At 54.3% G+C, this 25934-nt stretch carries 22 protein-coding genes, 3 tRNA genes and 3 rRNA genes; 17 read left to right on the top strand and 11 right to left on the bottom strand.

All coding sequences use genetic code 11. The features are described 5' to 3' along the window. Positions 1–46 precede the first annotated feature (46 nt). The 3 genes from OQV00_RS21620 (at position 47) to tilS (ending at position 4003) form a co-directional block, all read left to right on the top strand. Positions 47–2203, top strand: a complete 2157-nt coding sequence (locus OQV00_RS21620; RefSeq protein WP_015585100.1) for a lysine decarboxylase LdcC — start codon at positions 47–49, stop codon at positions 2201–2203. A gap of 42 nt (positions 2204–2245) precedes the next feature. Then, the gene (locus tag OQV00_RS21615) at positions 2246–2635 is read left to right on the top strand and encodes a VOC family protein (RefSeq protein ID WP_004858147.1); all 390 of its coding nucleotides are present in this window, start codon (positions 2246–2248) and stop codon (positions 2633–2635) included. Between the two features lie 66 nt (positions 2636–2701). Further along, entirely contained in the window at positions 2702–4003 is a 1302-nt protein-coding gene (gene tilS, locus OQV00_RS21610) for a tRNA lysidine(34) synthetase TilS (RefSeq protein WP_211843932.1), read from the top strand. Positions 4004–4018: 15 nt separating this feature from the next. Here the strand turns inward: tilS and rof are convergent, their stop codons facing one another. Beyond that, entirely contained in the window at positions 4019–4279 is a 261-nt protein-coding gene (rof, locus tag OQV00_RS21605) for a Rho-binding antiterminator (protein WP_004858152.1), read from the bottom strand. After that, on the bottom strand, positions 4266–4466 hold the full coding sequence (locus OQV00_RS21600; protein WP_004858155.1) for a YaeP family protein: 201 nt from the start codon (positions 4464–4466) through the stop codon (positions 4266–4268). Before OQV00_RS21600 ends, rof begins: the two co-directional genes overlap by 14 nt. A gap of 196 nt (positions 4467–4662) precedes the next feature. On the opposite strand from OQV00_RS21600, the gene OQV00_RS21595 reads away from it, so the two are divergent. The 3 genes from OQV00_RS21595 to nlpE are packed head-to-tail and all read left to right on the top strand — an operon-like array spanning position 4663 to position 6359. Beyond that, on the top strand, positions 4663–5208 hold the full coding sequence (locus tag OQV00_RS21595; protein ID WP_004858157.1) for a YaeQ family protein: 546 nt from the start codon (positions 4663–4665) through the stop codon (positions 5206–5208). After that, on the top strand, positions 5205–5618 hold the full coding sequence (gene arfB / locus OQV00_RS21590; RefSeq protein ID WP_004858159.1) for an alternative ribosome rescue aminoacyl-tRNA hydrolase ArfB: 414 nt from the start codon (positions 5205–5207) through the stop codon (positions 5616–5618). Before OQV00_RS21595 ends, arfB begins: the two co-directional genes overlap by 4 nt. A 42-nt stretch (positions 5619–5660) precedes the next feature. Beyond that, positions 5661–6359 carry an envelope stress response activation lipoprotein NlpE gene (gene nlpE, locus OQV00_RS21585; RefSeq protein ID WP_004858161.1) on the top strand — a complete coding sequence of 233 codons (699 nt, stop codon included), beginning with the start codon at positions 5661–5663 and terminating at the stop codon, positions 6357–6359. A gap of 103 nt (positions 6360–6462) precedes the next feature. Here nlpE and proS read toward each other — a convergent pair whose 3' ends face one another. From proS to metN, 6 genes are all read right to left on the bottom strand, one after another. Continuing rightward, entirely contained in the window at positions 6463–8181 is a 1719-nt protein-coding gene (gene proS / locus OQV00_RS21580; RefSeq protein WP_004858164.1) for a proline--tRNA ligase, read from the bottom strand. 112 nt (positions 8182–8293) lie between these two features. Next, complete coding sequence (gene tsaA, locus OQV00_RS21575; RefSeq protein WP_004858166.1) at positions 8294–9001, bottom strand: tRNA (N6-threonylcarbamoyladenosine(37)-N6)-methyltransferase TrmO; 708 nt, start codon at positions 8999–9001, stop codon at positions 8294–8296. After that, positions 8998–9405: an Rcs stress response system protein RcsF gene (gene rcsF, locus OQV00_RS21570; RefSeq protein ID WP_004858168.1), complete on the bottom strand. Its 408-nt coding sequence runs from the start codon at positions 9403–9405 to the stop codon at positions 8998–9000. Before rcsF ends, tsaA begins: the two co-directional genes overlap by 4 nt. A gap of 108 nt (positions 9406–9513) precedes the next feature. Next, positions 9514–10329 carry a MetQ/NlpA family lipoprotein gene (locus OQV00_RS21565; protein WP_004858169.1) on the bottom strand — a complete coding sequence of 272 codons (816 nt, stop codon included), beginning with the start codon at positions 10327–10329 and terminating at the stop codon, positions 9514–9516. A gap of 84 nt (positions 10330–10413) precedes the next feature. Continuing rightward, on the bottom strand, positions 10414–11067 hold the full coding sequence (locus OQV00_RS21560) for a methionine ABC transporter permease MetI (protein WP_004858171.1): 654 nt from the start codon (positions 11065–11067) through the stop codon (positions 10414–10416). Continuing rightward, positions 11060–12091 (bottom strand): methionine ABC transporter ATP-binding protein MetN, encoded by a 1032-nt coding sequence (gene metN / locus OQV00_RS21555; RefSeq protein ID WP_004858173.1) that lies wholly within the window; start codon positions 12089–12091, stop codon positions 11060–11062. Before metN ends, OQV00_RS21560 begins: the two co-directional genes overlap by 8 nt. A gap of 188 nt (positions 12092–12279) precedes the next feature. Between metN and gmhB the strand changes: the two genes are divergently transcribed. The 8 genes from gmhB (at position 12280) to dkgB (ending at position 19631) form a co-directional block, all read left to right on the top strand. Next, complete coding sequence (gmhB, locus tag OQV00_RS21550; protein WP_004858176.1) at positions 12280–12846, top strand: D-glycero-beta-D-manno-heptose 1,7-bisphosphate 7-phosphatase; 567 nt, start codon at positions 12280–12282, stop codon at positions 12844–12846. Positions 12847–13201: 355 nt separating this feature from the next. Beyond that, positions 13202–14740: ribosomal RNA gene (locus OQV00_RS21545) — 16S ribosomal RNA — on the top strand. A 71-nt stretch (positions 14741–14811) separates the two neighbouring features. Further along, positions 14812–14888, top strand: a tRNA-Ile gene (locus OQV00_RS21540). A gap of 111 nt (positions 14889–14999) precedes the next feature. Then, a tRNA-Ala gene (locus OQV00_RS21535) sits at positions 15000–15075 on the top strand. A gap of 206 nt (positions 15076–15281) precedes the next feature. Then, a 23S ribosomal RNA gene (locus OQV00_RS21530) occupies positions 15282–18184 on the top strand. A gap of 94 nt (positions 18185–18278) precedes the next feature. Then, positions 18279–18394: ribosomal RNA gene (gene rrf, locus OQV00_RS21525) — 5S ribosomal RNA — on the top strand. Together the 16S, 23S and 5S rRNA genes with 3 tRNA genes alongside form the textbook arrangement of a ribosomal RNA operon. Positions 18395–18585: 191 nt before the next feature. Beyond that, positions 18586–18662, top strand: a tRNA-Asp gene (locus OQV00_RS21520). A 165-nt stretch (positions 18663–18827) separates the two neighbouring features. Beyond that, the gene (dkgB, locus tag OQV00_RS21515) at positions 18828–19631 is read left to right on the top strand and encodes a 2,5-didehydrogluconate reductase DkgB (protein WP_004858179.1); all 804 of its coding nucleotides are present in this window, start codon (positions 18828–18830) and stop codon (positions 19629–19631) included. 61 nt (positions 19632–19692) lie between these two features. Here the strand turns inward: dkgB and yafC are convergent, their stop codons facing one another. Beyond that, a complete protein-coding gene (yafC, locus tag OQV00_RS21510) occupies positions 19693–20595 on the bottom strand; it encodes a DNA-binding transcriptional regulator YafC (protein WP_004858181.1) in 903 nt (300 codons plus the stop codon). A gap of 104 nt (positions 20596–20699) precedes the next feature. On the opposite strand from yafC, the gene OQV00_RS21505 reads away from it, so the two are divergent. The 3 genes from OQV00_RS21505 to OQV00_RS21495 all read left to right on the top strand — a co-directional run bounded on the left by OQV00_RS21505 (position 20700) and on the right by OQV00_RS21495 (position 23645). Then, the gene (locus tag OQV00_RS21505) at positions 20700–21887 is read left to right on the top strand and encodes an MFS transporter (protein WP_004858184.1); all 1188 of its coding nucleotides are present in this window, start codon (positions 20700–20702) and stop codon (positions 21885–21887) included. Positions 21888–21990: 103 nt separating this feature from the next. Further along, a complete protein-coding gene (locus tag OQV00_RS21500; protein WP_015585098.1) occupies positions 21991–22788 on the top strand; it encodes an endonuclease/exonuclease/phosphatase family protein in 798 nt (265 codons plus the stop codon). A gap of 86 nt (positions 22789–22874) precedes the next feature. Next, entirely contained in the window at positions 22875–23645 is a 771-nt protein-coding gene (locus OQV00_RS21495; protein WP_004858189.1) for a class I SAM-dependent methyltransferase, read from the top strand. Positions 23646–23709: 64 nt separating this feature from the next. Here the strand turns inward: OQV00_RS21495 and mltD are convergent, their stop codons facing one another. Both mltD and gloB read right to left on the bottom strand, forming a co-directional pair. Next, positions 23710–25077, bottom strand: coding sequence for a murein transglycosylase D (gene mltD / locus OQV00_RS21490; RefSeq protein WP_004858192.1), 1368 nt, complete (start codon positions 25075–25077; stop codon positions 23710–23712). Between the two features lie 71 nt (positions 25078–25148). Next, positions 25149–25904, bottom strand: a complete 756-nt coding sequence (gene gloB / locus OQV00_RS21485; protein WP_004858194.1) for a hydroxyacylglutathione hydrolase — start codon at positions 25902–25904, stop codon at positions 25149–25151. Positions 25905–25934 lie beyond the last annotated feature (30 nt).

Genomic DNA, 25934 nt, shown 5'->3' with positions numbered 1-25934 from the left:
CGCGATTGATATGATGCCTGACTCAGGTCAATTCCAGGAGGAAAGCGTGAATATCATCGCCATCATGGGGCCCCACGGCGTCTACCACAAAGACGAACCGATCAAAGAGCTGGAAGCAGCCCTGCAACGGCAAGGCTTTCAGACTATCTGGCCGCAAAACAGCGCCGACCTGCTGCAGTTTATCGAACATAATCCGCGGATCTGCGGGGTCATCTTTGACTGGGATGAGTACAACGCCGATCTGTGCAGCGATATCAATCAGCTGAATGAATATCTCCCGCTATACGCCTTCATCAACGCGCATTCGACGATGGATGTCAGCAGCCAGGATCTGCGTATGACGCTGTGGTTCTTTGAATACGCGCTTGGCCTGGCAGAAGAGATCGCCACCCGAATCGCCCAGTACACGCGCGAATACCTGGATAACATTACCCCGCCGTTTACCAAAGCCCTGTTCAACTATGTGCAGGAGGGAAAATATACCTTCTGTACGCCGGGGCATATGGGGGGAAGCGCGTACCAGAAAAGCCCGGTTGGCTGCCTGTTTTATGACTTTTTCGGTGGCAATACGCTGAAAGCCGACGTGTCGATTTCGGTCACCGAGCTGGGGTCGCTCCTCGACCACACCGGCCCGCATCTCGAAGCCGAGGAGTATATCGCCCGCGCCTTTGGTGCCGAGCAGAGCTACATGGTGACGAACGGCACCTCGACGTCGAACAAAATTGTCGGCATGTATTCGGCACCGGCGGGCAGCACGCTGCTGATTGACCGTAACTGCCATAAGTCACTGGCGCACCTGCTGATGATGAGCGATGTCGTGCCGCTGTGGCTGAAACCGACGCGTAATGCGCTGGGGATCCTCGGCGGCATCCCGAAGCGTGAATTTACCCGCGACAGCATTCAGCAGAAGGTGAATACCACGGGTGGCGCCGGGTGGCCGGTACATGCGGTGATTACCAACTCCACCTATGACGGGCTGCTGTATAACACCACCTGGATCAAAGAGACGCTCGATGTGCCCTCGATCCATTTTGACTCGGCCTGGGTGCCTTACACTCATTTCCATCCGATCTACCAGGGGAAAAGCGGGATGAGCGGCGATCGCATTCCGGGTAAGGTCGTCTTCGAAACACAATCAACGCACAAAATGCTGGCCGCGCTGTCGCAGGCCTCGCTTATCCACATTAAAGGCAGCTACGACGAAGAGACCTTTAATGAAGCGTTTATGATGCACACCTCGACGTCGCCGAGCTATCCGATCGTTGCTTCGATAGAAACCGCGGCGGCCATGCTGCGCGGCAATTCTGGCAAGCGTTTGATCCAACGCTCCATTGAGCGAGCGCTGGATTTCCGCAAAGAGGTCCAGCGTCTGCGCGAAGAGACTGACGGCTGGTTCTTTGATATCTGGCAGCCGGAGAATATCGAGCAGGTGCAGTGCTGGCCGGTGGCAGGCGGTGAGAACTGGCACGGTTTTAAAGATGCTGACGATAACCATATGTTCCTCGACCCGGTGAAGGTGACGATCCTGACGCCGGGAATGGATGAACAGGGCAATATGGACGATGAGGGGATCCCGGCGGCGCTGGTGGCGAAATTCCTCGATGAGCGCGGCGTGGTAGTGGAGAAAACGGGTCCCTACAACCTGCTGTTCCTGTTCAGTATTGGTATTGATAAAACCCGGGCGATGGGGTTGTTACGTGGCTTAACCGAGTTTAAGCGCGCCTACGATCTCAACCTGCGAGTGAAGAACATGCTGCCGGATCTCTACGCGGAAGATCCCGATTTTTATCGCAATATGCGTATTCAGGATCTGGCGCAGGGGATCCATCGCCTGATCCGCCAGCACCAGTTGTCGCAGCTGATGCTGAGCGCGTTTGACGTGCTGCCGGAAATGAAAATGACGCCGCATCAGGCCTGGCAGCGGCAAATCAAAGGTGAAGTCGAAACCATTGAGCTGGAAAATCTGGTCGGGCGCATTTCGGCTAATATGATTCTGCCGTACCCGCCGGGCGTACCGCTGTTGATGCCCGGAGAGATGATTACCGAAGAGAGCCGGGCGGTGCTCGATTTCCTGCTGATGCTGTGCTCGATTGGGCGCCATTATCCGGGCTTTGAAACGGATATCCACGGGGCGAAGCGCGATGACGACGGCGTCTACCGGGTACGAGTCTTAAAAAATGACTCACTGCTTGCGCCGCGCTAAGCGGCGCGAGTAACCTGGATGGCATTAACTGGAGGAGTAGACATGCTGGGTTTAAAACGGGTTCACCATATTGCTATCATCGCGACCAATTATGCGCAGAGCAAAGCCTTTTACTGCGATATTCTGGGCTTTACGTTGCAGAGCGAGTTTTATCGTGAAGAGCGCGATTCGTGGAAGGGCGATCTGGCATTGAATGGCGAGTATGTCATCGAACTGTTCTCTTTCCCGTTTCCTCCCGCCCGTCCGAGCCGTCCGGAAGCCTGTGGGCTGCGCCACCTGGCCTTTAGCGTCGATGATATTGACGCGGCGGTGGCCCATCTGGAAGCGCATGGCGTGGCCTGTGAGGGGATTCGCATCGATCCTTTTACCGGCAAACGCTTCACCTTTTTTAACGATCCCGACGGCCTGCCGCTGGAGATTTATCAGCAGTAACCCTTGCCAGAGCGCGCCCGGCCCGATAATGTGCCGGGCTATCTCCCCAGCGACACTATCAAGATGATGACGCCCGATATTGCGCAAACCCTACACCCCTATCGTCAGTTTTTGGTCGCCTTCAGCGGTGGTCTGGATTCGACGGTGCTTTTACATCAGCTGGTCTGCTGGCGTGAACGGGACCCGACGCTGCAGCTGCGGGCCATCCATATTCACCATGGCCTGAGCGCGAATGCCGATAGCTGGGTTACGCACTGCCAGCAGGTTTGCCAGCACTGGCAGGTTCCGCTGATGGTCGAGCGCGTTACCCTCGCGGATGATGGCCTGGGCGTGGAGGCGCACGCACGGCAGGCTCGCTACCAGGCTTTCCGGATGGCGCTGCAGCCGGGAGAAGCCCTGGTGACGGCTCAGCACCTCGACGATCAGTGTGAAACCTTCCTGTTGGCGCTCAAACGCGGCAGCGGCCCAACCGGGCTGGCGGCGATGGCGGCATCCTCGGGGTTTGCCGCTACGCGACTGCTGCGCCCTCTGCTGAATACCCGTCGTGAAACGCTGCACCAGTGGGCGCTGGCTCATCAGCTTAGCTGGATTGAGGACGAGAGCAATCAGGATGATACCTACGATCGTAACTTCCTCCGTCTGCGCGTTGTTCCGCAGCTTAACGCGCGCTGGCCCCATTTTTCCGAGGCGGTTGCCCGTAGCGCCAGCCTGTGCGGCGAACAGGAGCAGCTGCTGGATGAACTGCTGGCGGAAGATTTGGCAAAACTGGTGGCGGATGACGGTTCGTTAGCTATCGACGCGCTGGCGTCCATGAGCGCGCCGCGCCGCGCTGCGCTGCTGCGGCGCTGGCTGGCCGGGCACTCTGCGCCGATGCCCTCGCGCGAGATGCCGGAGCGTATCTGGCGCGAAGTCGCGCTGGCGCGGGAGGATGCTTTTCCCTGCCTGCGACTTGGCGATTTTTCCGTGCGTCGTTATCAGCAGCGGCTGTGGTGGGTCAGATATCAACCTGGCCAGACGGATGTGGTGCTACCGTGGCCGGACTACCGGCGACCGCTACGGCTGCCGGAAGGTCTGGGCGAACTGACGCTGCGGTCAGGCGGACCGTTACGCGCCCCGCGTGGTGAAGAGCCGGTGACGGTGCGCTTTCGCGCCAGCGGAAATCTGCATATTGTCGGCCGTCACGGCGGCCGCAAGCTGAAGAAAATCTGGCAGGAGCTGGGCGTTGCCCCCTGGCGCCGCGATACCACACCGCTGCTGTTCTACGGTGAGACGCTGATTGCGGCGGCGGATTCGCTGTTCGTAACCTGCGAAGGGGAAGCGCGGGAAGGCGAAGGGGTAGAGATGATATGGAGGAAAACGGGCGGCTGAGCCACCCGTTTTTATTCAGGACTCGCTTACCACCACGGTACCGATTTCCGGGTGGCTGAAGCTGGCGATTTTATCCAGGCGTAGCTCGCGAATGTTTCCGCTCAGTTCCACCACCAGATACTCGATATTTTTGCGCGAGATAAGATCGCTCGCCTTCGCTTGCAGCTGCTCACCATCTTTGAGCGTCAGGACAAGCACCAGATGATGCTGGCAGGCAAGTTCGAGGTTGTCATAATCATCACAGTTGATGGGTTGATAAGTATCATTCATTGACATAATCGCTCACCAGTAAGTTTGCTGCCGCACAGGCGGCTTTTTCCCTGACTGACTCCGAAAGGGCCTCATCCGCCGCAATTTCATTCAATACTTTCAACACGCAACCCAGCGCATCTGGAATATACCCTAGGTCTCCGCTGGCTATTTCCGCATACCGCTTGCGTATTAACTCACAATATTGGTCCACATGCCCTCCTGTCAGTATTCTGACTCAACCGTGGGATGCAAGTTTAAGCCTACGAAGATACACTCTGTTTAGCAAGGTGACTATACCATAGTCATTTAAGCAATATCAGCAGGATGAAAAGAGAGCCGCCGATTGCCGGCAGCCTTTTGTCGCCAGTTTCGCTACAATGTACGCCATTTATTTCAGGAGAGTATTCATGGCGCTGAAAGCGACAATTTATAAGGCTACGGTGAACGTTGCCGATCTCGATCGCAACCAGTTTCTGGATGCCAGCCTGACGCTGGCTCAGCATCCGTCGGAAACCCAGGAGCGCATGATGCTACGCCTGCTGGCGTGGATAAAATACGCCGACGAACGTCTGCAGTTTACCCGTGGTCTCTCGTCTGATGATGAGGCGGAACTGTGGCTGCTCAACGATCATCTCGGCGTTGACCTGTGGATTGAGCTTGGTTTGCCGGATGAGCGGCGGATTAAAAAAGCGTGTTCACGGGCGCAGGAGGTGGTGTTGTTTGCCTACAATAGCCGGGCAGCGGAAATCTGGTGGCAGCAGAACAAGAGCAAAATGGCGCAGTTTAGCAAACTGACGGTCTGGTATCTGGATGATGAGCAGCTCGCCCGGCTCAGCGCTTTTGCCGATCGTTCAATGGTGCTACAGGCCACTTTACAGGACGGCGGAATCTGGCTATCTGACGCTAAGAATAATCTGGAAATTCATTTAACGGCGTGGCAGCCGTCGGCATGATTACGATTAGCCGCAGCGTGGTTATTCCGGATGAAGAGATAACGTTGTCCGGTATACGCGCGCAGGGCGCGGGCGGTCAGCACGTGAATAAAGCGTCTACCGCCATCCATCTGCGCTTTGACATAAAAGCATCCAGCCTGCCTGAGTATTATAAAGAACGATTGCTGGCTGCCAGTCACCACTTAATTTCTGCCGATGGTGTGGTTATCATTAAGGCTCAGGAATATCGCAGCCAGGAAATGAATCGTGAAGCGGCCATTTCCCGTCTGGTTGCGTTAATAAAAGAATTAACCGCAGTGCAAAAAAGTCGCCGTGAGACCCGGCCGACCCGGGCGTCAAAAGAGCGTCGTCTTGCCTCGAAGGCGCAAAAGTCCTCTGTCAAAGCACTGCGTGGGAAAGTTCGTCAGTAGGCGGCATGGCGAACGGGTGGAATGGATTATAAGGAATTAACAGTGAAGAAAATCGTACTCTCTGTTGCCGTAGCGTGTTCGCTCTTTGCGCTATTTGGCTGCAACCATCGTTCGGATGTCGAGATGTTACAGCCGGCGCCGATGGAAGAACTGAAGCCGATGCAGCAAAGCTGGCGTGGTATTTTGCCCTGCGCCGATTGTGAAGGGATTGAAACCTCGCTGTTCCTCGAAAAGGATGGCAGCTGGGTAATGAACGAACGTTACCAGGGCGTCAGCCGTGAGCCGTCATCGTTCGCCTCGTACGGGACCTGGGCGCGGACCGCCGATAAGCTGGTCCTGACCGACAGCAAAGGTGAGAAGTCCTACTATCGCGCGAAGGGGGAAACCCTGGAAATGCTCGATCGGGAAGGTAACCCCATTGAGTCAACGCTCAACTACACCCTGAAATCGGTTAAAGCCAGTCTGCCGACGACGCCGATGACCATGCGCGGGATGTATTTCTATATGGCGGATGCGGCCACCTTCACCGACTGCGCGACCGGTAAGCGGATCGCGGTGGCTAACAATGCCCAGCTTGAGCGCGATTATGCCGCCGCTCGCGGAACGCAAACGCGCCCGGTGCTGCTGGTGGTAGAAGGGCACTTTACGCTGGAAGCCAACCCCGATAGCGGGGAGATGGTGAAAACGCTGATGGCGGATAAAGATATTAAATTCGTGCCGGGCAAAGACTGTAGCCAGTAAGCCGTTTTCTCGCGAACGCGGCAAACAAAGGCCGCGGCGAACCTGGTTGCCAACATAAAAAAGGCCCCGCAGATGCGGGGCCTTTTTACGTTTAGCGGTGGGTTCAGCCTTTGATTGCGTTAACCAGGTAATTCACGATATCGCCGGTTTTGATCAGCTGCTTCTCGCCGTTGCGACGATATTTATATTCGATATCGTCATTGTCGAGGTTGCGATCGCCGAGCACGATGGTATGCGGAATACCAATCAGCTCCATATCGGCAAACATCACGCCCGGACGCTCTTTACGGTCGTCCATCAGCACTTCGATACCCTGGGCGCGCAGCTCGCTATACAGCTTCTCAGCCAGCTCCTGCACGCGGTAGGATTTGTGCATGTTCATCGGCAGGATGGCGACCTGGAAAGGCGCAATCGCGTCTGGCCAGATAATACCGCGGTCGTCATGGTTCTGCTCAATGGCTGCAGCCACCACGCGGGTTACCCCGATGCCGTAGCAGCCCATCGTCAGCACCTGGTTACGGCCGTCTTCACCTTGTACCGAAGCGTTCATCGCCTGGGAGTACTTGGTTCCCAGCTGGAAGATGTGACCCACTTCGATGCCACGTTTAATCAGCAGCGTACCCTGACCATCCGGGCTCGGATCGCCAGCGACAACGTTACGGATATCGGCGACTTCCGGGGTCGCCACATCGCGATCCCAGTTAATGCCGAAGTAGTGTTTACCATCGATATTAGCGCCGGCAGCGAAATCGCTCATTGCCGCCACGGTACGGTCGATAACCACCGGAATCGGCATATTCACCGGTCCCAGAGAACCCGGACCTGCGTTAACGATAGCGCGAATTTCTGCTTCAGTGGCGAAGGTCAGCGGGCTGGCAACCTGCGCCAGTTTTTCTGCTTTCACTTCGTTCAGCTCGTGGTCGCCGCGCACCAGCAGGGCAACCAGCGGGTAGCTGCTACCCTCAACGGCTTTAACCAGCAGCGTTTTGACGGTCTTCTCAACCGGCAGGTTGAACTGCTCGACCAGCTCAGCGATGGTTTTCGCATTCGGCGTATCGACCAGGGTCATCTCCTGAGTTGCCGCCGCACGCGGCGCTTTCGGCGCAACGGCTTCAGCAAACTCAATGTTGGCCGCGAAGTCAGAGCTGTCAGAGAAGATCACGTCATCTTCGCCGCTCTGCGCCAGAACCTGGAACTCATGAGACGCGCTACCGCCGATTGAGCCGGTGTCAGCCTGTACCGCGCGGAAATCAAGACCCATGCGGGTGAAGATTTTGCTGTAGGCGGCATACATCGCATCGTAGGTCTCTTGCAGCGATTCCTGAGAGGTATGGAAAGAGTAGGCATCTTTCATCAGGAACTCACGAGAACGCATTACGCCAAAGCGCGGGCGAACTTCGTCACGGAACTTGGTCTGAATCTGGAAGAAGTTCAGCGGCAGCTGCTTATAAGAGTTCAGCTCGTTACGGATCAGGTCGGTAATGACCTCTTCATGCGTCGGACCGAGAACAAACGGACGTTCGCCACGATCAACAAAACGCAGCAGTTCCGGACCATACTGCTCCCAGCGACCGCTCTCCTGCCACAGGTCCGCTGGCTGAACTACCGGCATAGACACCTCGATGGCACCGGCGTTGTTCATCTCCTCACGCACGATGTTTTCGACTTTTTTCAGGACGCGCAGGCCGGTCGGCAGCCAGGTATACAACCCGGAGGCCAGCTTGCGGATCATCCCGGCGCGCAGCATCAACTGATGGCTGATGACTTCGGCGTCGGCAGGTGTCTCCTTTTGAGTGGAGAGCAGGTATTGGCTAGTACGCATGTTGTTACGGTTCCATTTGGACGATCGGAACAGGCTGGGGGACCAGCCTGAAACAAAAAAAGTGGTTTAGTTTACCAGTGTGGCAAAGATGCCAAAAGAGAGGAAAATAAAATTAGCGCGGTTCAAGGGAAAAGACTTCAAAACCGGACGGAATCACGCGCCAGCGTACGTTAAAATCGAGCAGCCAGACGGCATAGGTTTTTCCCGCTTCTTCCTCTTTACGATAGGCCGGCCGCGGATCCTGCGCCAGCACCTCGCAGATAAACGCTTTAAGGTGCGGATAGCGCTTTTCCAGGGCGAAGAGCTGCGCCTGCGTTTCAGGGGTAAAGCTGACCGTCATCTCCGCCTGCGGCGCCTGCTGGGCGTAGCTGGCGCTGGCATCCGGCAGGGCTTCGGCAAACGGCAGGTAAGGCTTGATATCGACGACCGGCGTACCGTCAACCAGATCCAGACTGCCAAGCTGAAGGATGACCTGATCTTTATGACAGCGAACGCCTTTCAGTTCAACCAGCGACATCCCGATGGGATTCGGGCGAAACGTTGAACGCGTGGCGAACACGCCCATGCGCGCGTTGCCGCCGAGGCGGGGAGGGCGCACGGTGGGGCGCCAGCCGCCTTCCATCGTCTGATGGAAAACAAACAGCACCCACAGATGACTGAATGCTTCCAGGCCGCGGACGGCATCAGCCTGGTTATAAGGTGGCAGCAGATGCAATTCGCCGCCGCCATGTTTGACCAGGCCTGGCTGGCGCGGGACGGCAAATTTTTCTTTATATGGCGAGCGGATAACGCCTATCTGCGCAAACTGAAAAGCACTCATTGCGCCGAGACGTTAAGCGCTGAACCCAGGCAAACGGCCTGGCGATAGCATCCTGGTGTGCCGCTGGTGACTTCACAGCTGTGCAGAAGGACCGCGTTGGCTTTCATTTTAGCTGCGTTGATTTGCAGGCGCTTGCGGGCGGTTGGGATATTGGGCGGCGAGTCCTGATTGCTGGCCTGGCATGATTCGCCGGTCACTTCACCAAGATCGCGGAATGGCTTCCCGACCAGTGCGGAGGCATCGGTATAAATTCTTACCGGCGCCGGACGTACTGCTTTCGGTTTGGCAGGCTCCGTTTTGGCCGGTGCGGTTGCGGTGCTTTGTACAGGTTCGACGGGAGATCTGCTTAGCATAGAACAGCCGCTTAACATGAGTGCTAACAAACAGACCGGTAAAGCACGCATAGTATTTCCTCAATAAATGATCAAACAGGGCGCTATTGAATCAGGTGCTTGCATAAATGACAAGACGGGCATAAAGCCCGTCCTGAATGATATTACGGTGAAAAGAGATTACCAGCCTTTCACTGCACCGCCGTTAAAGATTTTGTTAGCGGCTTCGTAAACTTCATCGCTCTGGTAAGCCTGAACAAATTTCTTAACATTTTCCGCATCTTTGTTGTCTTCGCGAGCAACAATCAGGTTCACGTACGGAGAATCCTTACCTTCTACGAAAATACCATCTTTGGCCGGGGTCAGGCCGATCTGGCTGGCGTAGGTGGTGTTGATAACCGCCAGCGCAATCTGTGCATCGTCGAGGGAGCGCGGCAGCTGCGGTGCTTCCAGCTCAACAATCTTCAGGTTTTTCGGGTTTTCAATGATATCCAGGGAAGTCGGCAGCAGACCAACGCCTTCTTTCAGTTTGATCAGGCCCACCTGTTGCAGCAGCAGCAGGGAACGACCGAGGTTGGTCGGATCGTTAGGAATGGCAATCTGGGAGCCCGGCTGCAGCTCATCCAGTGATTTGATTTTTTTGGAATAACCGGCAATCGGATAGACAAAGGAGTTGCCCACGGCAACCAGTTTGTAGCCACGGTCTTTAATTTGCTGATCGAGGTACGGTTTATGCTGGAAGGCGTTAACGTCGATATCGCCTTTGCTCAATGCTTCGTTCGGCAGAACGTAATCGTTGAAGGTCACCAGCTCAACGTCGAGACCGTATTTCTCTTTCGCCACTTTTTGTGCCACTTCGGCAACCTGCTGCTCGGCACCAACGATGACGCCGACTTTAATATGGTTCGGATCTTTTTCATCCTGGCCACAACCCACCAGAGCCAGAGAACCGATTAATGCGCCGACTGCCGCAAAGGTTTTGAAATTAAAGGCCATGTTATTTCCTTTCTGTCAGAGTCTGTGTGTACACGAGTCATTGGGCCGCACGGAGACGACCCGAATGAGGAGGTGTAGATAATGTTATTTGTGAGTTACAGCCCGGACGATACGATCGCCAGAGAATTGGATTAAATAAACCAGAATAACCAGTAATACCAGCACGGTATTCATTACCGTCGCGTTGTAGCCGATATAGCCGTACTGATAGCCAATCTGCCCCAGACCGCCGGCACCCACCGCCCCGCCCATCGCGGAGTAGCCGACCAGCGTAATGAGGGTGATGGTTGCAGCGTTTACCAGACCCGGCAGTGCTTCAGGCAGCAGCACCTTACGCACGATCTGCATCGGCGTGGCGCCCATCGCACGGGATGCCTCGATAAGCCCGGTCGGAATTTCCAGCAGCGCATTTTCCACCATACGGGCGATAAACGGCGCCGCGCCAACCGTCAGCGGCACAATGGCGGCCTGCAGCCCAATGGACGTACCGACAATCACGCGAGTAAACGGAATCATCCACACCAGCAGGATAATGAAAGGGATGGAACGGAAAATGTTAACCAGCGCGGACAGCGTCCGGTACAGTTTTGCGTTGGCAACAATCTGTCCCGGGCGGGTGACGTACAGCAGCACCCCCACCGGCAGGCCGATGACGAAACCGAAAAAGCCGGAGACGAACGTCATGGCCAGCGTTTCCCACACGCCGCGCAACAGCAGCCAAATCATTGCCTCAGACATATCCCAGTACCTCTACTTTTACATGGTGTTCCTGCAACCAGGCGATGGCCGCCTGGGTATCTTCCTGCGTGCCGTGCATCTCGGTCAGCATAATGCCGAACTTCACGCCGCCGGCGTAATCCATCTGCGCGCTAATAATGTTGTTATTCACATTAAAGCGGCGGGCGGTTTCAGAGAGCAGCGGAGCGTCGACGGAATGGCCGGTGAACTCCATGCGCAGCATAGGAACGCTATCGGGTAGCGCGGTCGGCTTCAGGCGAGCCTGGTAGTCTTCCGGAATATCCAGATGCAGCGTGGATTGAATAAACTGTTGGGCCAGCGGAGTTTTCGGATGAGAGAAGACTTCACTCACCGTATCCTGTTCGATCAGCTGGCCATTGCTGATAACCGCGACGCAATCACAGATGCGTTTGACGACATCCATCTCGTGGGTAATCAGCAGAATCGTCAGGCCCAGGCGACGGTTGATATCTTTCAGCAGTTCCAGAATGGAGCGCGTGGTTGCCGGGTCCAGGGCGCTGGTGGCTTCGTCACACAGCAGTACCTTCGGGTTGCTTGCCAGCGCGCGAGCAATAGCCACACGCTGTTTCTGACCGCCGGAGAGGTTTGCCGGGTAACTGTCATGTTTATCGGCAAGACCGACCAGATCCAGCAGTTCGGTCACGCGGCGCTTAATTTCCGCCTGTGGGGTATTATCCAGCTCCAGAGGGAGCGCTACGTTGCCGAAGACGGTGCGCGAGGCCAGCAGGTTAAAGTGCTGGAAAATCATGCCAATCTGGCGACGTGCGCGGGTCAGCTCTTTTTCAGACAGCGCGGTCAACTCCTGACCGTCAACCAGGACACTGCCTTCGGTCGGACGTTCCAGTAGGTTAACGCAGCGAATCAGCGTGCTTTTACCGGCGCCGGATGCACCGATCACGCCATAAATTTGTCCGGCAGGGACATGCAGGCTGACATTGTCCAGAGCCTGTATGGTGCGATTCCCCTGCAGGAACACTTTGGTGATATTCGAAAGTTTAATCATCAGTTATTTATTATCGTTTAGCCGTTTGCCGTGGCATTTTCTTCTGCCGTGTCCAGGCGATGCCTGTCAATGAAATGGATGTTAAGGCATCCAGACGTCTAAATCAATCAGCCTCTGTATAATGAGCACTTTCTTGCCTGCAGAAACATGCGATACTAATCAGACTAGCCTTTATCAGGAGCAAACCGGTGGCAAAGTCAGTACCCGCAATTTTTCTCGACCGTGACGGCACGATTAATGTCGATCATGGCTATGTCCACGAAATCGACAACTTTGAATTTATCGATGGCGTCATTGACGCGATGCGTCAGTTAAAGGAGATGGGATTCGCCCTGGTGGTGGTCACCAATCAGTCCGGCATCGCGCGCGGTAAGTTCACGGAAGCGCAGTTTGAAACGCTGACCGAATGGATGGACTGGTCTCTGGCCGATCGCGGTATCGACCTGGACGGTATCTATTACTGCCCGCACCACCCGCAGGGGACGGTTGAAGAGTTCCGTCAGACCTGTGATTGCCGTAAGCCGCACCCGGGGATGCTGATCTCGGCGCGCGACTATCTTCATATAGATATGGCTGCTTCTTATATGGTCGGCGATAAAGTGGAAGATATGCAGGCCGCCGCCGCCGCATCTATTGGGACTAAAGTCCTGGTTCGTACCGGTAAGCCGGTCACGCCGGAAGCGGAAAATGCCGCAGACTGGGTGCTGAATAGCCTGGCAGACCTGCCGGAAGCCATCAAAAAGCAGCAAAAATAGGCGTTAAGTACAAAAGATGAGCGGTTGAAATAAAAATGTATTTTTCCGCTTGTCATTCCCGTTCGGCTCCCTATAATGCGCCTCCATCGACACGGAACAACGGCAAACAAGCCGCCGGGTTGAAAGAGAAAACTTCTGAAAAATGAGGTTGACTCTGAAAGAGGAAAGCGTAATATACGCCACCTCGCGACAGAGCGCTCAGCGCCGTCGCACTGCTCTTTAACAATTTATCAGACAATCTGTGTGGGCACTCAAAGTGACATGGATTCTTAACGTCCTCGGACGAAAAATGAATACCAAGTCTCTGAGTGAACACGTAATTCATTACGAAGTTTAATTCACGAGCATCAAACTTAAATTGAAGAGTTTGATCATGGCTCAGATTGAACGCTGGCGGCAGGCCTAACACATGCAAGTCGAGCGGTAGCACAGAGAGCTTGCTCTCGGGTGACGAGCGGCGGACGGGTGAGTAATGTCTGGGAAACTGCCTGATGGAGGGGGATAACTACTGGAAACGGTAGCTAATACCGCATAACGTCGCAAGACCAAAGTGGGGGACCTTCGGGCCTCATGCCATCAGATGTGCCCAGATGGGATTAGCTAGTAGGTGGGGTAATGGCTCACCTAGGCGACGATCCCTAGCTGGTCTGAGAGGATGACCAGCCACACTGGAACTGAGACACGGTCCAGACTCCTACGGGAGGCAGCAGTGGGGAATATTGCACAATGGGCGCAAGCCTGATGCAGCCATGCCGCGTGTATGAAGAAGGCCTTCGGGTTGTAAAGTACTTTCAGCGAGGAGGAAGGCGTTAAGGTTAATAACCTTAGCGATTGACGTTACTCGCAGAAGAAGCACCGGCTAACTCCGTGCCAGCAGCCGCGGTAATACGGAGGGTGCAAGCGTTAATCGGAATTACTGGGCGTAAAGCGCACGCAGGCGGTCTGTTAAGTCAGATGTGAAATCCCCGGGCTCAACCTGGGAACTGCATTTGAAACTGGCAGGCTTGAGTCTTGTAGAGGGGGTAGAATTCCAGGTGTAGCGGTGAAATGCGTAGAGATCTGGAGGAATACCGGTGGCGAAGGCGGCCCCCTGGACAAAGACTGACGCTCAGGTGCGAAAGCGTGGGGAGCAAACAGGATTAGATACCCTGGTAGTCCACGCTGTAAACGATGTCGACTTGGAGGTTGTTCCCTTGAGGAGTGGCTTCCGGAGCTAACGCGTTAAGTCGACCGCCTGGGGAGTACGGCCGCAAGGTTAAAACTCAAATGAATTGACGGGGGCCCGCACAAGCGGTGGAGCATGTGGTTTAATTCGATGCAACGCGAAGAACCTTACCTACTCTTGACATCCAGAGAACTTAGCAGAGATGCTTTGGTGCCTTCGGGAACTCTGAGACAGGTGCTGCATGGCTGTCGTCAGCTCGTGTTGTGAAATGTTGGGTTAAGTCCCGCAACGAGCGCAACCCTTATCCTTTGTTGCCAGCGGTTCGGCCGGGAACTCAAAGGAGACTGCCAGTGATAAACTGGAGGAAGGTGGGGATGACGTCAAGTCATCATGGCCCTTACGAGTAGGGCTACACACGTGCTACAATGGCATATACAAAGAGAAGCGACCTCGCGAGAGCAAGCGGACCTCATAAAGTATGTCGTAGTCCGGATTGGAGTCTGCAACTCGACTCCATGAAGTCGGAATCGCTAGTAATCGTAGATCAGAATGCTACGGTGAATACGTTCCCGGGCCTTGTACACACCGCCCGTCACACCATGGGAGTGGGTTGCAAAAGAAGTAGGTAGCTTAACCTTCGGGAGGGCGCTTACCACTTTGTGATTCATGACTGGGGTGAAGTCGTAACAAGGTAACCGTAGGGGAACCTGCGGTTGGATCACCTCCTTACCTGAAAGAACCTGCCTTTGTAGTGCTCACACAGATTGTCTGATGAAAAATAAGCAGTAAAAAATCTCTGCAGGCTTGTAGCTCAGGTGGTTAGAGCGCACCCCTGATAAGGGTGAGGTCGGTGGTTCAAGTCCACTCAGGCCTACCAAATTCATCCTGAATACTGCGTTGTGAAACGACTCGCATACTTCAGTATGCTTCGTCCTTCCACGCCTTGTCTCAGTCTGAATTACCGGTACAAGAGATTTAGCATTACGATGGGGCTATAGCTCAGCTGGGAGAGCGCCTGCCTTGCACGCAGGAGGTCTGCGGTTCGATCCCGCATAGCTCCACCATCCTTTACTGCTGAACAACAAGAAAACTTCAGAGTGTACCTGAAAAGGTATGCTGCGAAGTTTTGCTCTTTAAAAATCTGGATCAAGCTGAAAATTGAAACGACACACTGTTTCCTTTCTCCGTAATAAGAAAGGAAAATCGGTGTGTTCGAGTCTCTCAAATTTTCGCAACGCGGACTGTTTTACGAAACAGTTTCGGGTTGTGAGGTTAAGCGACTAAGCGTACACGGTGGATGCCCTGGCAGTCAGAGGCGATGAAGGACGTGCTAATCTGCGATAAGCGTCGGTAAGGTGATATGAACCGTTATAACCGGCGATTTCCGAATGGGGAAACCCAGTGTGATTCGTCACACTATCGTTAAGTGAATACATAGCTTAACGAAGCGAACCGGGGAACTGAAACATCTAAGTACCCCGAGGAAAAGAAATCAACCGAGATTCCCCCAGTAGCGGCGAGCGAACGGGGAGGAGCCCAGAGTCTGAATCAGCGCGTGTGTTAGTGGAACGGTCTGGAAAGTCCGGCGGTACAGGGTGATAGCCCCGTACACTAAAATGCACACGTTGTGAACTCGAAGAGTAGGGCGGGACACGTGGTATCCTGTCTGAATATGGGGGGACCATCCTCCAAGGCTAAATACTCCTGACTGACCGATAGTGAACCAGTACCGTGAGGGAAAGGCGAAAAGAACCCCGGCGAGGGGAGTGAAAAAGAACCTGAAACCGTGTACGTACAAGCAGTGGGAGCCTACTTGTTAGGTGACTGCGTACCTTTTGTATAATGGGTCAGCGACTTATATTCTGTAGCAAGGTTAACCGTATAGGGGAGCCGCAGGGAAACCGAGTCTTAACTGGGCGTTAAGTTGCAGGGTATAGACCCGAAACCCGGTGATCTAGCCATGGGCAGGTTGAAGGTTGGGTAACACTAACTGGAGGACCGAACCGACTAATGTTGAAAAATTAGCGGATGACTTGTGGCTGGGGGTGAAAGGCCAATCAAACCGGGAGATAGCTGGTTCTCCCCGAAAGCTATTTAGGTAGCGCCTCGTGAACTCATCTTCGGGGGTAGAGCACTGTTTCGGCTAGGGGGTCATCCCGACTTACCAACCCGATGCAAACTACGAATACCGAAGAATGTTATCACGGGAGACACACGGCGGGTGCTAACGTCCGTCGTGAAGAGGGAAACAACCCAGACCGCCAGCTAAGGTCCCAAAGTCATGGTTAAGTGGGAAACGATGTGGGAAGGCACAGACAGCCAGGATGTTGGCTTAGAAGCAGCCATCATTTAAAGAAAGCGTAATAGCTCACTGGTCGAGTCGGCCTGCGCGGAAGATGTAACGGGGCTAAACCATGCACCGAAGCTGCGGCAGCGACACTATGTGTTGTTGGGTAGGGGAGCGTTCTGTAAGCCGTTGAAGGTGGCCTGTGAGGGTTGCTGGAGGTATCAGAAGTGCGAATGCTGACATAAGTAACGATAAAGCGGGTGAAAAGCCCGCTCGCCGGAAGACCAAGGGTTCCTGTCCAACGTTAATCGGGGCAGGGTGAGTCGACCCCTAAGGCGAGGCCGAAAGGCGTAGTCGATGGGAAACAGGTTAATATTCCTGTACTCAGTGTTACTGCGAAGGGGGACGGAGAAGGCTATGTTAGCCGGGCGACGGTTGTCCCGGTTTAAGCATGTAGGCGGGAAGTTTAGGTAAATCCGGACTTCTTTTAACGCTGAGGTGTGATGACGAGGCACTACGGTGCTGAAGTAACAAATGCCCTGCTTCCAGGAAAAGCCTCTAAGCATCAGGTAACAACGAATCGTACCCCAAACCGACACAGGTGGTCAGGTAGAGAATACCAAGGCGCTTGAGAGAACTCGGGTGAAGGAACTAGGCAAAATGGTGCCGTAACTTCGGGAGAAGGCACGCTGATGGTAGGTGAAGCGACTTGCTCGTGGAGCTGAAATCAGTCGAAGATACCAGCTGGCTGCAACTGTTTATTAAAAACACAGCACTGTGCAAACACGAAAGTGGACGTATACGGTGTGACGCCTGCCCGGTGCCGGAAGGTTAATTGATGGGGTTATCCGTAAGGAGAAGCTCTTGATCGAAGCCCCGGTAAACGGCGGCCGTAACTATAACGGTCCTAAGGTAGCGAAATTCCTTGTCGGGTAAGTTCCGACCTGCACGAATGGCGTAATGATGGCCAGGCTGTCTCCACCCGAGACTCAGTGAAATTGAACTCGCTGTGAAGATGCAGTGTACCCGCGGCAAGACGGAAAGACCCCGTGAACCTTTACTATAGCTTGACACTGAACATTGAGCCTTGATGTGTAGGATAGGTGGGAGGCTTTGAAGCGTGGACGCCAGTCTGCGTGGAGCCAACCTTGAAATACCACCCTTTAATGTTTGATGTTCTAACGTAGACCCGTGATCCGGGTTGCGGACAGTGTCTGGTGGGTAGTTTGACTGGGGCGGTCTCCTCCCAAAGAGTAACGGAGGAGCACGAAGGTTAGCTAATCCTGGTCGGACATCAGGAGGTTAGTGCAATGGCATAAGCTAGCTTGACTGCGAGCGTGACGGCGCGAGCAGGTGCGAAAGCAGGTCATAGTGATCCGGTGGTTCTGAATGGAAGGGCCATCGCTCAACGGATAAAAGGTACTCCGGGGATAACAGGCTGATACCGCCCAAGAGTTCATATCGACGGCGGTGTTTGGCACCTCGATGTCGGCTCATCACATCCTGGGGCTGAAGTAGGTCCCAAGGGTATGGCTGTTCGCCATTTAAAGTGGTACGCGAGCTGGGTTTAGAACGTCGTGAGACAGTTCGGTCCCTATCTGCCGTGGGCGCTGGAGAATTGAGGGGGCTGCTCCTAGTACGAGAGGACCGGAGTGGACGCATCACTGGTGTTCGGGTTGTCATGCCAATGGCATTGCCCGGTAGCTAAATGCGGAAAAGATAAGTGCTGAAAGCATCTAAGCACGAAACTTGCCCCGAGATGAGTTCTCCCTGACTCCTTGAGAGTCCTGAAGGAACGTTGAAGACGACGACGTTGATAGGTCGGGTGTGTAAGCGTAGCGATACGTTGAGCTAACCGATACTAATGAACCGTGAGGCTTAACCTTACAACGCCGAAGCTGTTTTGGCGAAGAGACGAAATGTTCAGCTTGATTACAGATTAAATCATCGCGCAGGAATGCGGGGTGAAAACAGAATTTGCCTGGCGGCGATAGCGCGGTGGTCCCACCTGACCCCATGCCGAACTCAGAAGTGAAACGCCGTAGCGCCGATGGTAGTGTGGGGTCTCCCCATGTGAGAGTAGGGAACTGCCAGGCATCAAATTAGAAGTATGGCACTGACCTTTGAGGCAGTTCACTACTCGAAAGAGAGTAGGACAAAAGCGAACGCTTTTGAACGTTGCGAAGCAACGGCCCGAAGGGTGAATCACAGAGTGATTCATAAACTGCCAGGCATCAAATTACGCAGTAAACTGATGTAAAAATCAGTAGTTGTAGAAAAATTCGGTGGAGCGGTAGTTCAGTCGGTTAGAATACCTGCCTGTCACGCAGGGGGTCGCGGGTTCGAGTCCCGTCCGTTCCGCCACTTATTAAAAGCCCTGAGCATTTGCTCAGGGCTTTTTCTTTTTCCGTCGTACTATTGTTGCTGTTTCAGCAAAAATCCTCTGCATTTATCGATCTTTTTCCCCTCTATCGCCTCAGTCATAATCATTCTCAATGAGTTAACACTAAGTAAAAAAAGAGGAATTTTATGGCAATCCCTGCATTTGGTCTTGGAACCTTCCGCCTGAAAGATGACGTTGTCATCGCATCAGTGAAAACGGCGCTGGAACTGGGCTACCGTACGATAGATACCGCCCAGATCTATGATAATGAAGCGGCCGTTGGCCAGGCTATCGCCGAAAGCGGCGTGGCGCGTGATGAGCTGTTTATCACCACCAAAATATGGATTGAAAACCTGAGCCCGGAAAAGCTTATCGCCAGTCTTGAAGAGAGCCTGCAGAAGCTGCGTACAGATTATGTCGATCTGACGCTGATCCACTGGCCGTCGCCGAACGATACCGTTGCCGTCGAAGCATTTATGCCGGCGCTGCTGGAAGCGAAAAAGCAGGGGCTGACCCGCCAGATTGGTATCTCTAACTTCACCATCCCGCTAATGGAACGTGCGATTGCCGCCGTCGGTGCAGAAAATATTGCGACCAATCAGATTGAGCTCTCTCCGTACCTGCAAAACCGTAAAGTGGTGGAGTGGGCTGCGGAACACGGTATCCATATCACCTCTTACATGACGCTGGCTTATGGTAAGGCGCTGCAAGATGAAGTGATTGCGGGCATTGCGGCGAAACACAATGCGACGCCGGCACAGGTGATTCTGGCCTGGGCTTTGGGGGAAGGCTACGCGGTGATTCCTTCTTCAACGAAGCGTGAAAACCTGGCGAGCAACCTGAAAGCTCAGGATCTTCAGCTGGATGAGGAGGATCGCAAAGCGATCGCCGCGCTGGATTGCAACGATCGTCTGGTGAGCCCGGAAGGCCTGGCGCCTGAGTGGGATTGATCGTCTGAATCAGTACAGTGCCTGGCCGAGTGCGCGAAAAGAGCGGTCGGGAACGCGCGTATCACAGCTCCTGCGGGAGCTGTTTTACGTGCTCGCTAAGAAAGTCGATAAATGCCCGGATGCGCGTGCTAACGGCTCTGTCACTGTAGTAAACCGCGCTGAACGGCATTTCAACCGGCAGGCGTTTCTCGGCCAGCAGTTCAACAAACTCCCCGCGCACAATTTCCTGGTTGACCATATAATCGGACAGACAGGCAATACCATTCCCCGCCAGACATAGCTGCTTAAGGGTTTCCCCGCTGTTCGACGAGATCTCACAATTCACTTCCAGCAGTTGGCCATCGCAGCAGGAGACAGGCCAGGTATTCAACGAGACCGGCTCGGTAAAGCCCAGGCACAGGTGATCTTTCAGGTCAGCGACATTTTTCGGCGTACCGTGGCGAGCCAGATAGTCCGGGGAGGCGATAATTTTGCGGTAGCTGTTAAAAAGCGGCCGGGCGCGAAGGCTGGAATCTGTTAACGTGCCGGCGCGGATCGCGACGTCGACCTTACGCTCAATCAGATTGATAAAAGTTTCTGATGACACTAGCGACAGGGTCATTTCCGGATAACGCTCGCGGAAAGGTTTCACCAGCGGCATCAGGAAATGCAACATCACCGGCGTAGCGGCATCAACGCGTAGCAATCCCCTCGGCGTCGTCCGGGTCTCCAGAAGCTCATTCTCCGCCGCCGCCATCTCCTGCAGAACAATCTGCATGCGACGAAAATAGCGCTCTCCCTCTTCAGTCAGGTTGAGCTGACGGGTTGTGCGGTTCAGCAGGCTGACGCCAAGCTTTGATTCCAGCTTCTTTACCGCCCGACTAACGGCGGAGTTAGCCTGCCCCAGCTGTTCGGCCGCCCGGCTAAAGCTCCCGCTTTCAACGACGGCGATAAAGATGGCTATCTCTTCTGAAGTGGCTCTCATTATTGCACCTGTAGCAAAATTCTATTGAGACTTTGATAGTTTTTGTTATTTAAACACCGCTTCATACTACGTGTCATCTTAATCCTGATGATATGGAGTAAATTATGCCACTGGCGCTACTTGCCTTAACAATCGGTGCCTTTGCTATTGGTACCACGGAATTTGTGATTGTGGGGCTGGTCCCCACGATTGCGGAACAACTGGCGATCTCGTTGCCTTCTGCCGGCCTGTTGGTTTCTATCTACGCACTGGGGGTCGCTATCGGGGCGCCGGTGCTGACCGCATTAACCGGACGTATGCCGCGTAAACAGCTGCTTCTGGCGCTGATGGTGCTCTTTACCGCCGGTAACCTGCTGGCCTGGCAGGCTCCTGGCTATGCGACGCTGGTCTTTGCACGTCTGCTGACGGGCCTGGCACACGGTGTGTTTTTCTCAATTGGCTCAACTATCGCGACGAGCCTGGTACCGAAAGAGAAAGCCGCTTCGGCCATCGCCATTATGTTTGGTGGCTTAACGGTCGCCCTGGTGACCGGTGTGCCGATCGGGACCTTTATCGGTCAGCATTTTGGCTGGCGAGAAACCTTTCTCGCCGTCTCCATTCTCGGCGTCATTGCACTGGTGAGCAGTCTGATTTTGGTACCGAACAACATCCCAGGCCGCGCCAGCGCAAGCCTGCGCGATCAGATAAAAGTCCTCACCCATCCGCGCCTGTTGATGATTTATGCCATCACCGCATTGGGATATGGCGGGGTCTTCACCGCGTTTACTTTCCTGGCCCCCATGATGCAGGAGCTGGCCGGATTTAGTCCATCAACGGTGAGCTGGATTCTGTTGGGCTATGGTATCTCGGTGGCCATTGGCAACGTCTGGGGCGGAAAACTGGCCGATAAGCATGGGGCCGTTGCGGCACTGAAATTTATCTTTGCCGCCCTGGTCGTCCTGCTGCTGGTGTTCCAGTTTACCGCCAGTATCCAGTATGCTGCGCTGGCAACGGTGCTGGTCATGGGGATTTTTGCCTTCGGTAACGTGCCGGGGCTGCAGGTTTACGTAGTGCAAAAAGCCGAGCAGTATACGCCGGGTGCGGTTGACGTGGCCTCCGGCCTGAATATCGCCGCATTCAACGTTGGCATAGCGTTAGGTTCCGTTATCGGTGGGCAAACGGTGGAGCGCTATGGTTTGGCCGAGACGCCGTGGATAGGGGCCATCATTGTCTTCGCCGCGCTGCTGCTGGTAGTGCGCAGTGGGCGTCTTGATAAGTACCGACCGGCAAAGACGGTGAACGTCGAAGGATAAAGGTTTCTCGCGAATTGCATTGAAAGTACCCGTGAAAGTCCCTATAACAGAAGAACCAGCCGCAGTCAGGCTGGTTTCCTGTTATCGAGGTTTGATGCCCAAATTGCGAAAGAACACTTATGCTATGCGCTACGTTGCCGGACAGCCCGCGGAGAGAATTTTGCCTCCGGGGTCATTCGCAAGCGTGGGCCAGGCATTTCCTGCCGGCGTGCCATTAAGCACAGATGAAAAGATCCGCGTCCTGGTGTGGAATATCTTTAAGCAGCAGCGCGCTGAGTGGAAGTCCGTTCTCAAGAACTTCGGTAAAGATGCCCATCTTGTGCTGTTACAGGAAGCACAAACGACCCCTGAAATGGTGCGATTTGCGACGACGAACTACCTGGCCGCCGATCAGGTTCCGGCTCTGGTGTTGCCGCAGCACCCCTCTGGTGTCATGACGCTGGCTTCGGCGCATCCGGTGTACTGCTGCCCGCTGCGCGAGCGTGAGCCGATTCTGCGGCTGGCAAAGTCTGCGTTAGTGACCGTGTATCCGCTGCCGGATACGCGTTTACTGATGGTTGTGAATATTCACGCAGTAAATTTCAGCCTCGGCGTCGATGTCTACAGCAAGCAGCTGCTGCCGATTGGCGATCAAATTGCCCATCACAGTGGACCGGTGATTATGGCCGGTGACTTCAATGCCTGGAGCCGTTCACGAATGAATGCGCTCTATCACTTTGCGCGAGAAATGTCGCTGCGCGAAGTCCGCTTCCCTGACGATCAGCGCCGCCGCGCGTTTGGTCGCCCGCTTGATTTTGTCTTCTATCGTGGGTTAAGCGTACACGATGCTTCCGTGCTGGTGACGCGCGCCTCTGACCACAACCCGCTACTAGTCGAATTCAGTCCCGGCAAGCCTGATTAATTAAGGTATGTCAGGCCTGCCATCGGGCAGGTCTGCGCTCAGCACGATGCTGCCCTTAATTACTCACACAACCGAAGGACAACACAATGACAACACGCTCTCACCATGACAATGTCGAAAAGCAGTTCGGCTCACAGGCTAGCGCCTACCTGACCAGCGCCGTGCACGCTTCCGGGCGCGATCTGCAGCGCCTGGCTGAACGGCTGGCCGATTTCCCACAGGCAACGTTGCTGGATATGGGATGCGGGGCAGGGCACGCCAGCTTTACCGCAGCGGGGCAGGTGGCGCAGGTCACGGCTTATGATTTATCGAGCCAGATGCTGGAGGTGGTTGCTGAAGCCGCAAAAGATAAAGGTTTCACCAATATTGCTACCCAACAGGGGTATGCTGAAACGCTGCCGTTTGCCGATGCCAGCTTTGATGTGGTGATAAGCCGCTATTCTGCCCATCACTGGCATGATGTTGGCCAGGCGCTGCGTGAGGTTAAGCGCGTCCTGAAGCCGGGCGGCGTGATGATTATTATGGATGTGATGTCGCCCGGGCATCCCGTACGCGATATCTGGCTGCAAACCGTTGAAGCGCTGCGTGATACGTCCCATGTGCGTAACTACTCGAGCGGAGAATGGCTGGCGTTAGCGAATGAGGCCGGGCTGGCCGTCAATCAGCTGTTGACCGATCGCTTGCCGCTGGAATTTGCCTCCTGGGTCGCCCGGATGCGCACGCCAGCGCCGCTGGTGGAGGCCATCCGTTTATATCAGGAGAGCGCATCCGCAGAGGTCAAAGCCTATTTCGCTTTGCAGCAGGACGGCTCATTTACCAGCGATACGATTATGTTTGAAGCGCATAAAGCGCTTTAAAACAAAAAACGCGTTAAAACAAAAAGGCACCGGATTCCGGTGCCTTTTCTATTAAGTCGATATATCAGGAGTCTGGCCTGTCGCTGTTCTTCACGTACAGCGTCAGCTGGTCGCCAGGCTTCAGATCACCCGTGCCGCTATTCCAGCGCATCACATCACGTGTATTCACGCCGTGACGTTTCGCGATGCTCGACAACGAATCGCCTTTACGCACGCGATAGGTGATGCTATCGCTGTTGTTGGCAAGACGCTGCGCGCTGCTACCGGCGCCAATCACCAGGTTTTGGCCCACTTTCAACCCAGACCCGCGCAGGTTATTCCACTGCTGCAGATCTTTCGTCGATACGCCAAGACGCGAAGCAATCCCGGAAACCGTATCACCCGAACGCACCTTGTAGCTACGGCTGGTCAACGGCGTGTTGTCCGCCAGCAGCGTAGGTTGCACGGCTGCAATGTCGCCAGAGGCCAGTGATTCACGCAGCTGAGCGGCGTGCTTTTGTGGCACCATAACGTACTTTGGCCCGCTGGCACCGAGGGTTGATCCCTTGACGCCGGCGTTGAAGGTTTTCAGCTTGCCGACGGGTATACCTGCCATATCTGCGAGCTGGCTAATCTCAACCGGACTGTCGAGGCGAACACGCGCCAGCGCACGGCTTTCGTCTGCCGTCGGCAGCTTCACGCCATAACGTTTGCTGTTTTTGAGAATATCACTCAACGCCAGCATTTTAGGCACATACACCTTGGTTTCCCGCGGTAATGGAAGTGACCAGAAATCGGTGGGTTTACCACGCGAACGGTTCGCTTTCATTGCCTTCAGCACCCGACCTTCGCCGCTGTTGTACGCTGCGACAGTTAACAACCAGTCGCCGTCGAACATCTTGTTCAGACGCTGCATCATATCCAGCGCCGCCGTTGTAGAGGCGACGACGTCACGACGCGCATCGTAGCTGCGGGTCTGTTTCAAACCATAATTGCGCCCGGTGCTCGGAATGATCTGCCAGATGCCTGCGGCATTGGCGCCAGACGTTGCGTGCGGGTCAAAAGCGCTCTCCACTATGGGTAGTAATACCAGTTCCATTGGCATGTTACGTTTCTTAACTTGCCCGGCTATCCAGTACATATACGGCTCTGCCCGTAAAGTTACATCGTGGAGATAGCTCTTATTACTTAAATACTTCTGTTTTTGTTCGCGAATCCGGGGATTTTCCGGTATTCCCATCTTTAGCTCGTCGCCTATGGAAGTCCACAGATCCTGGTCTTGCGCGTAGAAGGTTCCATCATCTAACCAGCGCGCTTGACTTGTGAACTTACCTGCTTCCCCTTGACCAGCTGCAGAAAGGCTCTGTGCGTGCTGTTGGACGTTGCCATCGTTTTTCGACGACTGGCACCCCACCAGCAGGACAGAGGCGAGTAAAATCGCTCGTGCCTTCATGTGTGTGTCAATAGTTGCTTAAAAGACGAGCAAGAATAACGGTGAAGGCGGCGAATGACAAGAATTAAATATCAGAAGTCATCTTTCTTTGACCTTAACCAGGCAAATCTCTGCGCAGAGTGTTGCAAATTTGTTTCTTTGGATATTTCTTTAATTAAATCATTGTCATCCGTGCGTAAAAAAATATTTATACGTCGCTCATTTTTCAGAGTTACGGGGAGTGTTTTTTGTTTTTTTGCACGTAACTCATTAACTTTATGGTAGTAATCATTTATATCCCTGTCATGAGGCAGGATACTCAATGCAAACTTCATATTTGCTAAAGTATACTCATGTGCACAACAAATCAGAGTATCCTCAGGAAGCGCGTTTATTTTCCTAAATGATTGATACATCTGATCCGCCGTTCCTTCGAAAAGTCTTCCGCAGCCGCCGGAAAACATTGTATCGCCACAGAAAAGATAAGGTTCGCTGTAGAAACAGATGTGTCCTAAAGTGTGACCGGGCGTGGAAAAAATAGAAAATTCGTGACCCAAAATCATCACCCGATCGCCATCGGCCACCAGGTGAGTGGTGCCTTTATCCTGGGTTTCTGCCGGTCCGTAAACCACAAGATCCGGGAACTTTTCACGCAGTTGTTTTACGCCGCCAACATGATCGTGGTGGTGGTGGGTCAGCAAAATGGCTTCGGGTTGCCAGTGATTGGTCTCGATGGCGGCCAGTACCGGCGCCGCTTCGCCGGGATCGACGATAAGACAGCGGCCGTTCTCCTCACTAAGAACCCAGATGTAGTTGTCCTGAAATGCGGGAATGCTGATAAGATTCATTAATTACCTCTCAAAGCGTAGCGGAAGGTT

The organism is Klebsiella sp. DY2415 (assembly GCF_026314315.1).
GTDB lineage: Bacteria > Pseudomonadota > Gammaproteobacteria > Enterobacterales > Enterobacteriaceae > Klebsiella > Klebsiella ornithinolytica.
The sequence above is the reverse complement of the archived record's forward strand: the minus strand, read 5'-3'. Positions and strand labels throughout refer to the sequence as shown.

Bases quoted from the DNA above. Each gene is read 5' to 3' on its own strand.
- rcsF (WP_004858168.1), bottom strand. From the start codon at position 9,405: ATGCGTGCTTTACCGGTCTGTTTGTTAGCACTCATGTTAAGCGGCTGT.
- OQV00_RS21505 (WP_004858184.1), top strand. From the start codon at position 20,700: ATGCCACTGGCGCTACTTGCCTTAACAATCGGTGCCTTTGCTATTGGT.
- gloB (WP_004858194.1), bottom strand. From the start codon at position 25,904: ATGAATCTTATCAGCATTCCCGCATTTCAGGACAACTACATCTGGGTT.
- proS (WP_004858164.1), bottom strand. From the start codon at position 8,181: ATGCGTACTAGCCAATACCTGCTCTCCACTCAAAAGGAGACACCTGCC.
- OQV00_RS21615 (WP_004858147.1), top strand. From the start codon at position 2,246: ATGCTGGGTTTAAAACGGGTTCACCATATTGCTATCATCGCGACCAAT.
- OQV00_RS21495 (WP_004858189.1), top strand. From the start codon at position 22,875: ATGACAACACGCTCTCACCATGACAATGTCGAAAAGCAGTTCGGCTCA.
- tilS (WP_211843932.1), top strand. From the start codon at position 2,702: ATGACGCCCGATATTGCGCAAACCCTACACCCCTATCGTCAGTTTTTG.
- OQV00_RS21560 (WP_004858171.1), bottom strand. From the start codon at position 11,067: ATGTCTGAGGCAATGATTTGGCTGCTGTTGCGCGGCGTGTGGGAAACG.
- dkgB (WP_004858179.1), top strand. From the start codon at position 18,828: ATGGCAATCCCTGCATTTGGTCTTGGAACCTTCCGCCTGAAAGATGAC.
- OQV00_RS21565 (WP_004858169.1), bottom strand. From the start codon at position 10,329: ATGGCCTTTAATTTCAAAACCTTTGCGGCAGTCGGCGCATTAATCGGT.
- arfB (WP_004858159.1), top strand. From the start codon at position 5,205: ATGATTACGATTAGCCGCAGCGTGGTTATTCCGGATGAAGAGATAACG.
- tsaA (WP_004858166.1), bottom strand. From the start codon at position 9,001: ATGAGTGCTTTTCAGTTTGCGCAGATAGGCGTTATCCGCTCGCCATAT.
- metN (WP_004858173.1), bottom strand. From the start codon at position 12,091: ATGATTAAACTTTCGAATATCACCAAAGTGTTCCTGCAGGGGAATCGC.
- rof (WP_004858152.1), bottom strand. From the start codon at position 4,279: ATGTCAATGAATGATACTTATCAACCCATCAACTGTGATGATTATGAC.
- mltD (WP_004858192.1), bottom strand. From the start codon at position 25,077: ATGAAGGCACGAGCGATTTTACTCGCCTCTGTCCTGCTGGTGGGGTGC.
- yafC (WP_004858181.1), bottom strand. From the start codon at position 20,595: ATGAGAGCCACTTCAGAAGAGATAGCCATCTTTATCGCCGTCGTTGAA.
- OQV00_RS21595 (WP_004858157.1), top strand. From the start codon at position 4,663: ATGGCGCTGAAAGCGACAATTTATAAGGCTACGGTGAACGTTGCCGAT.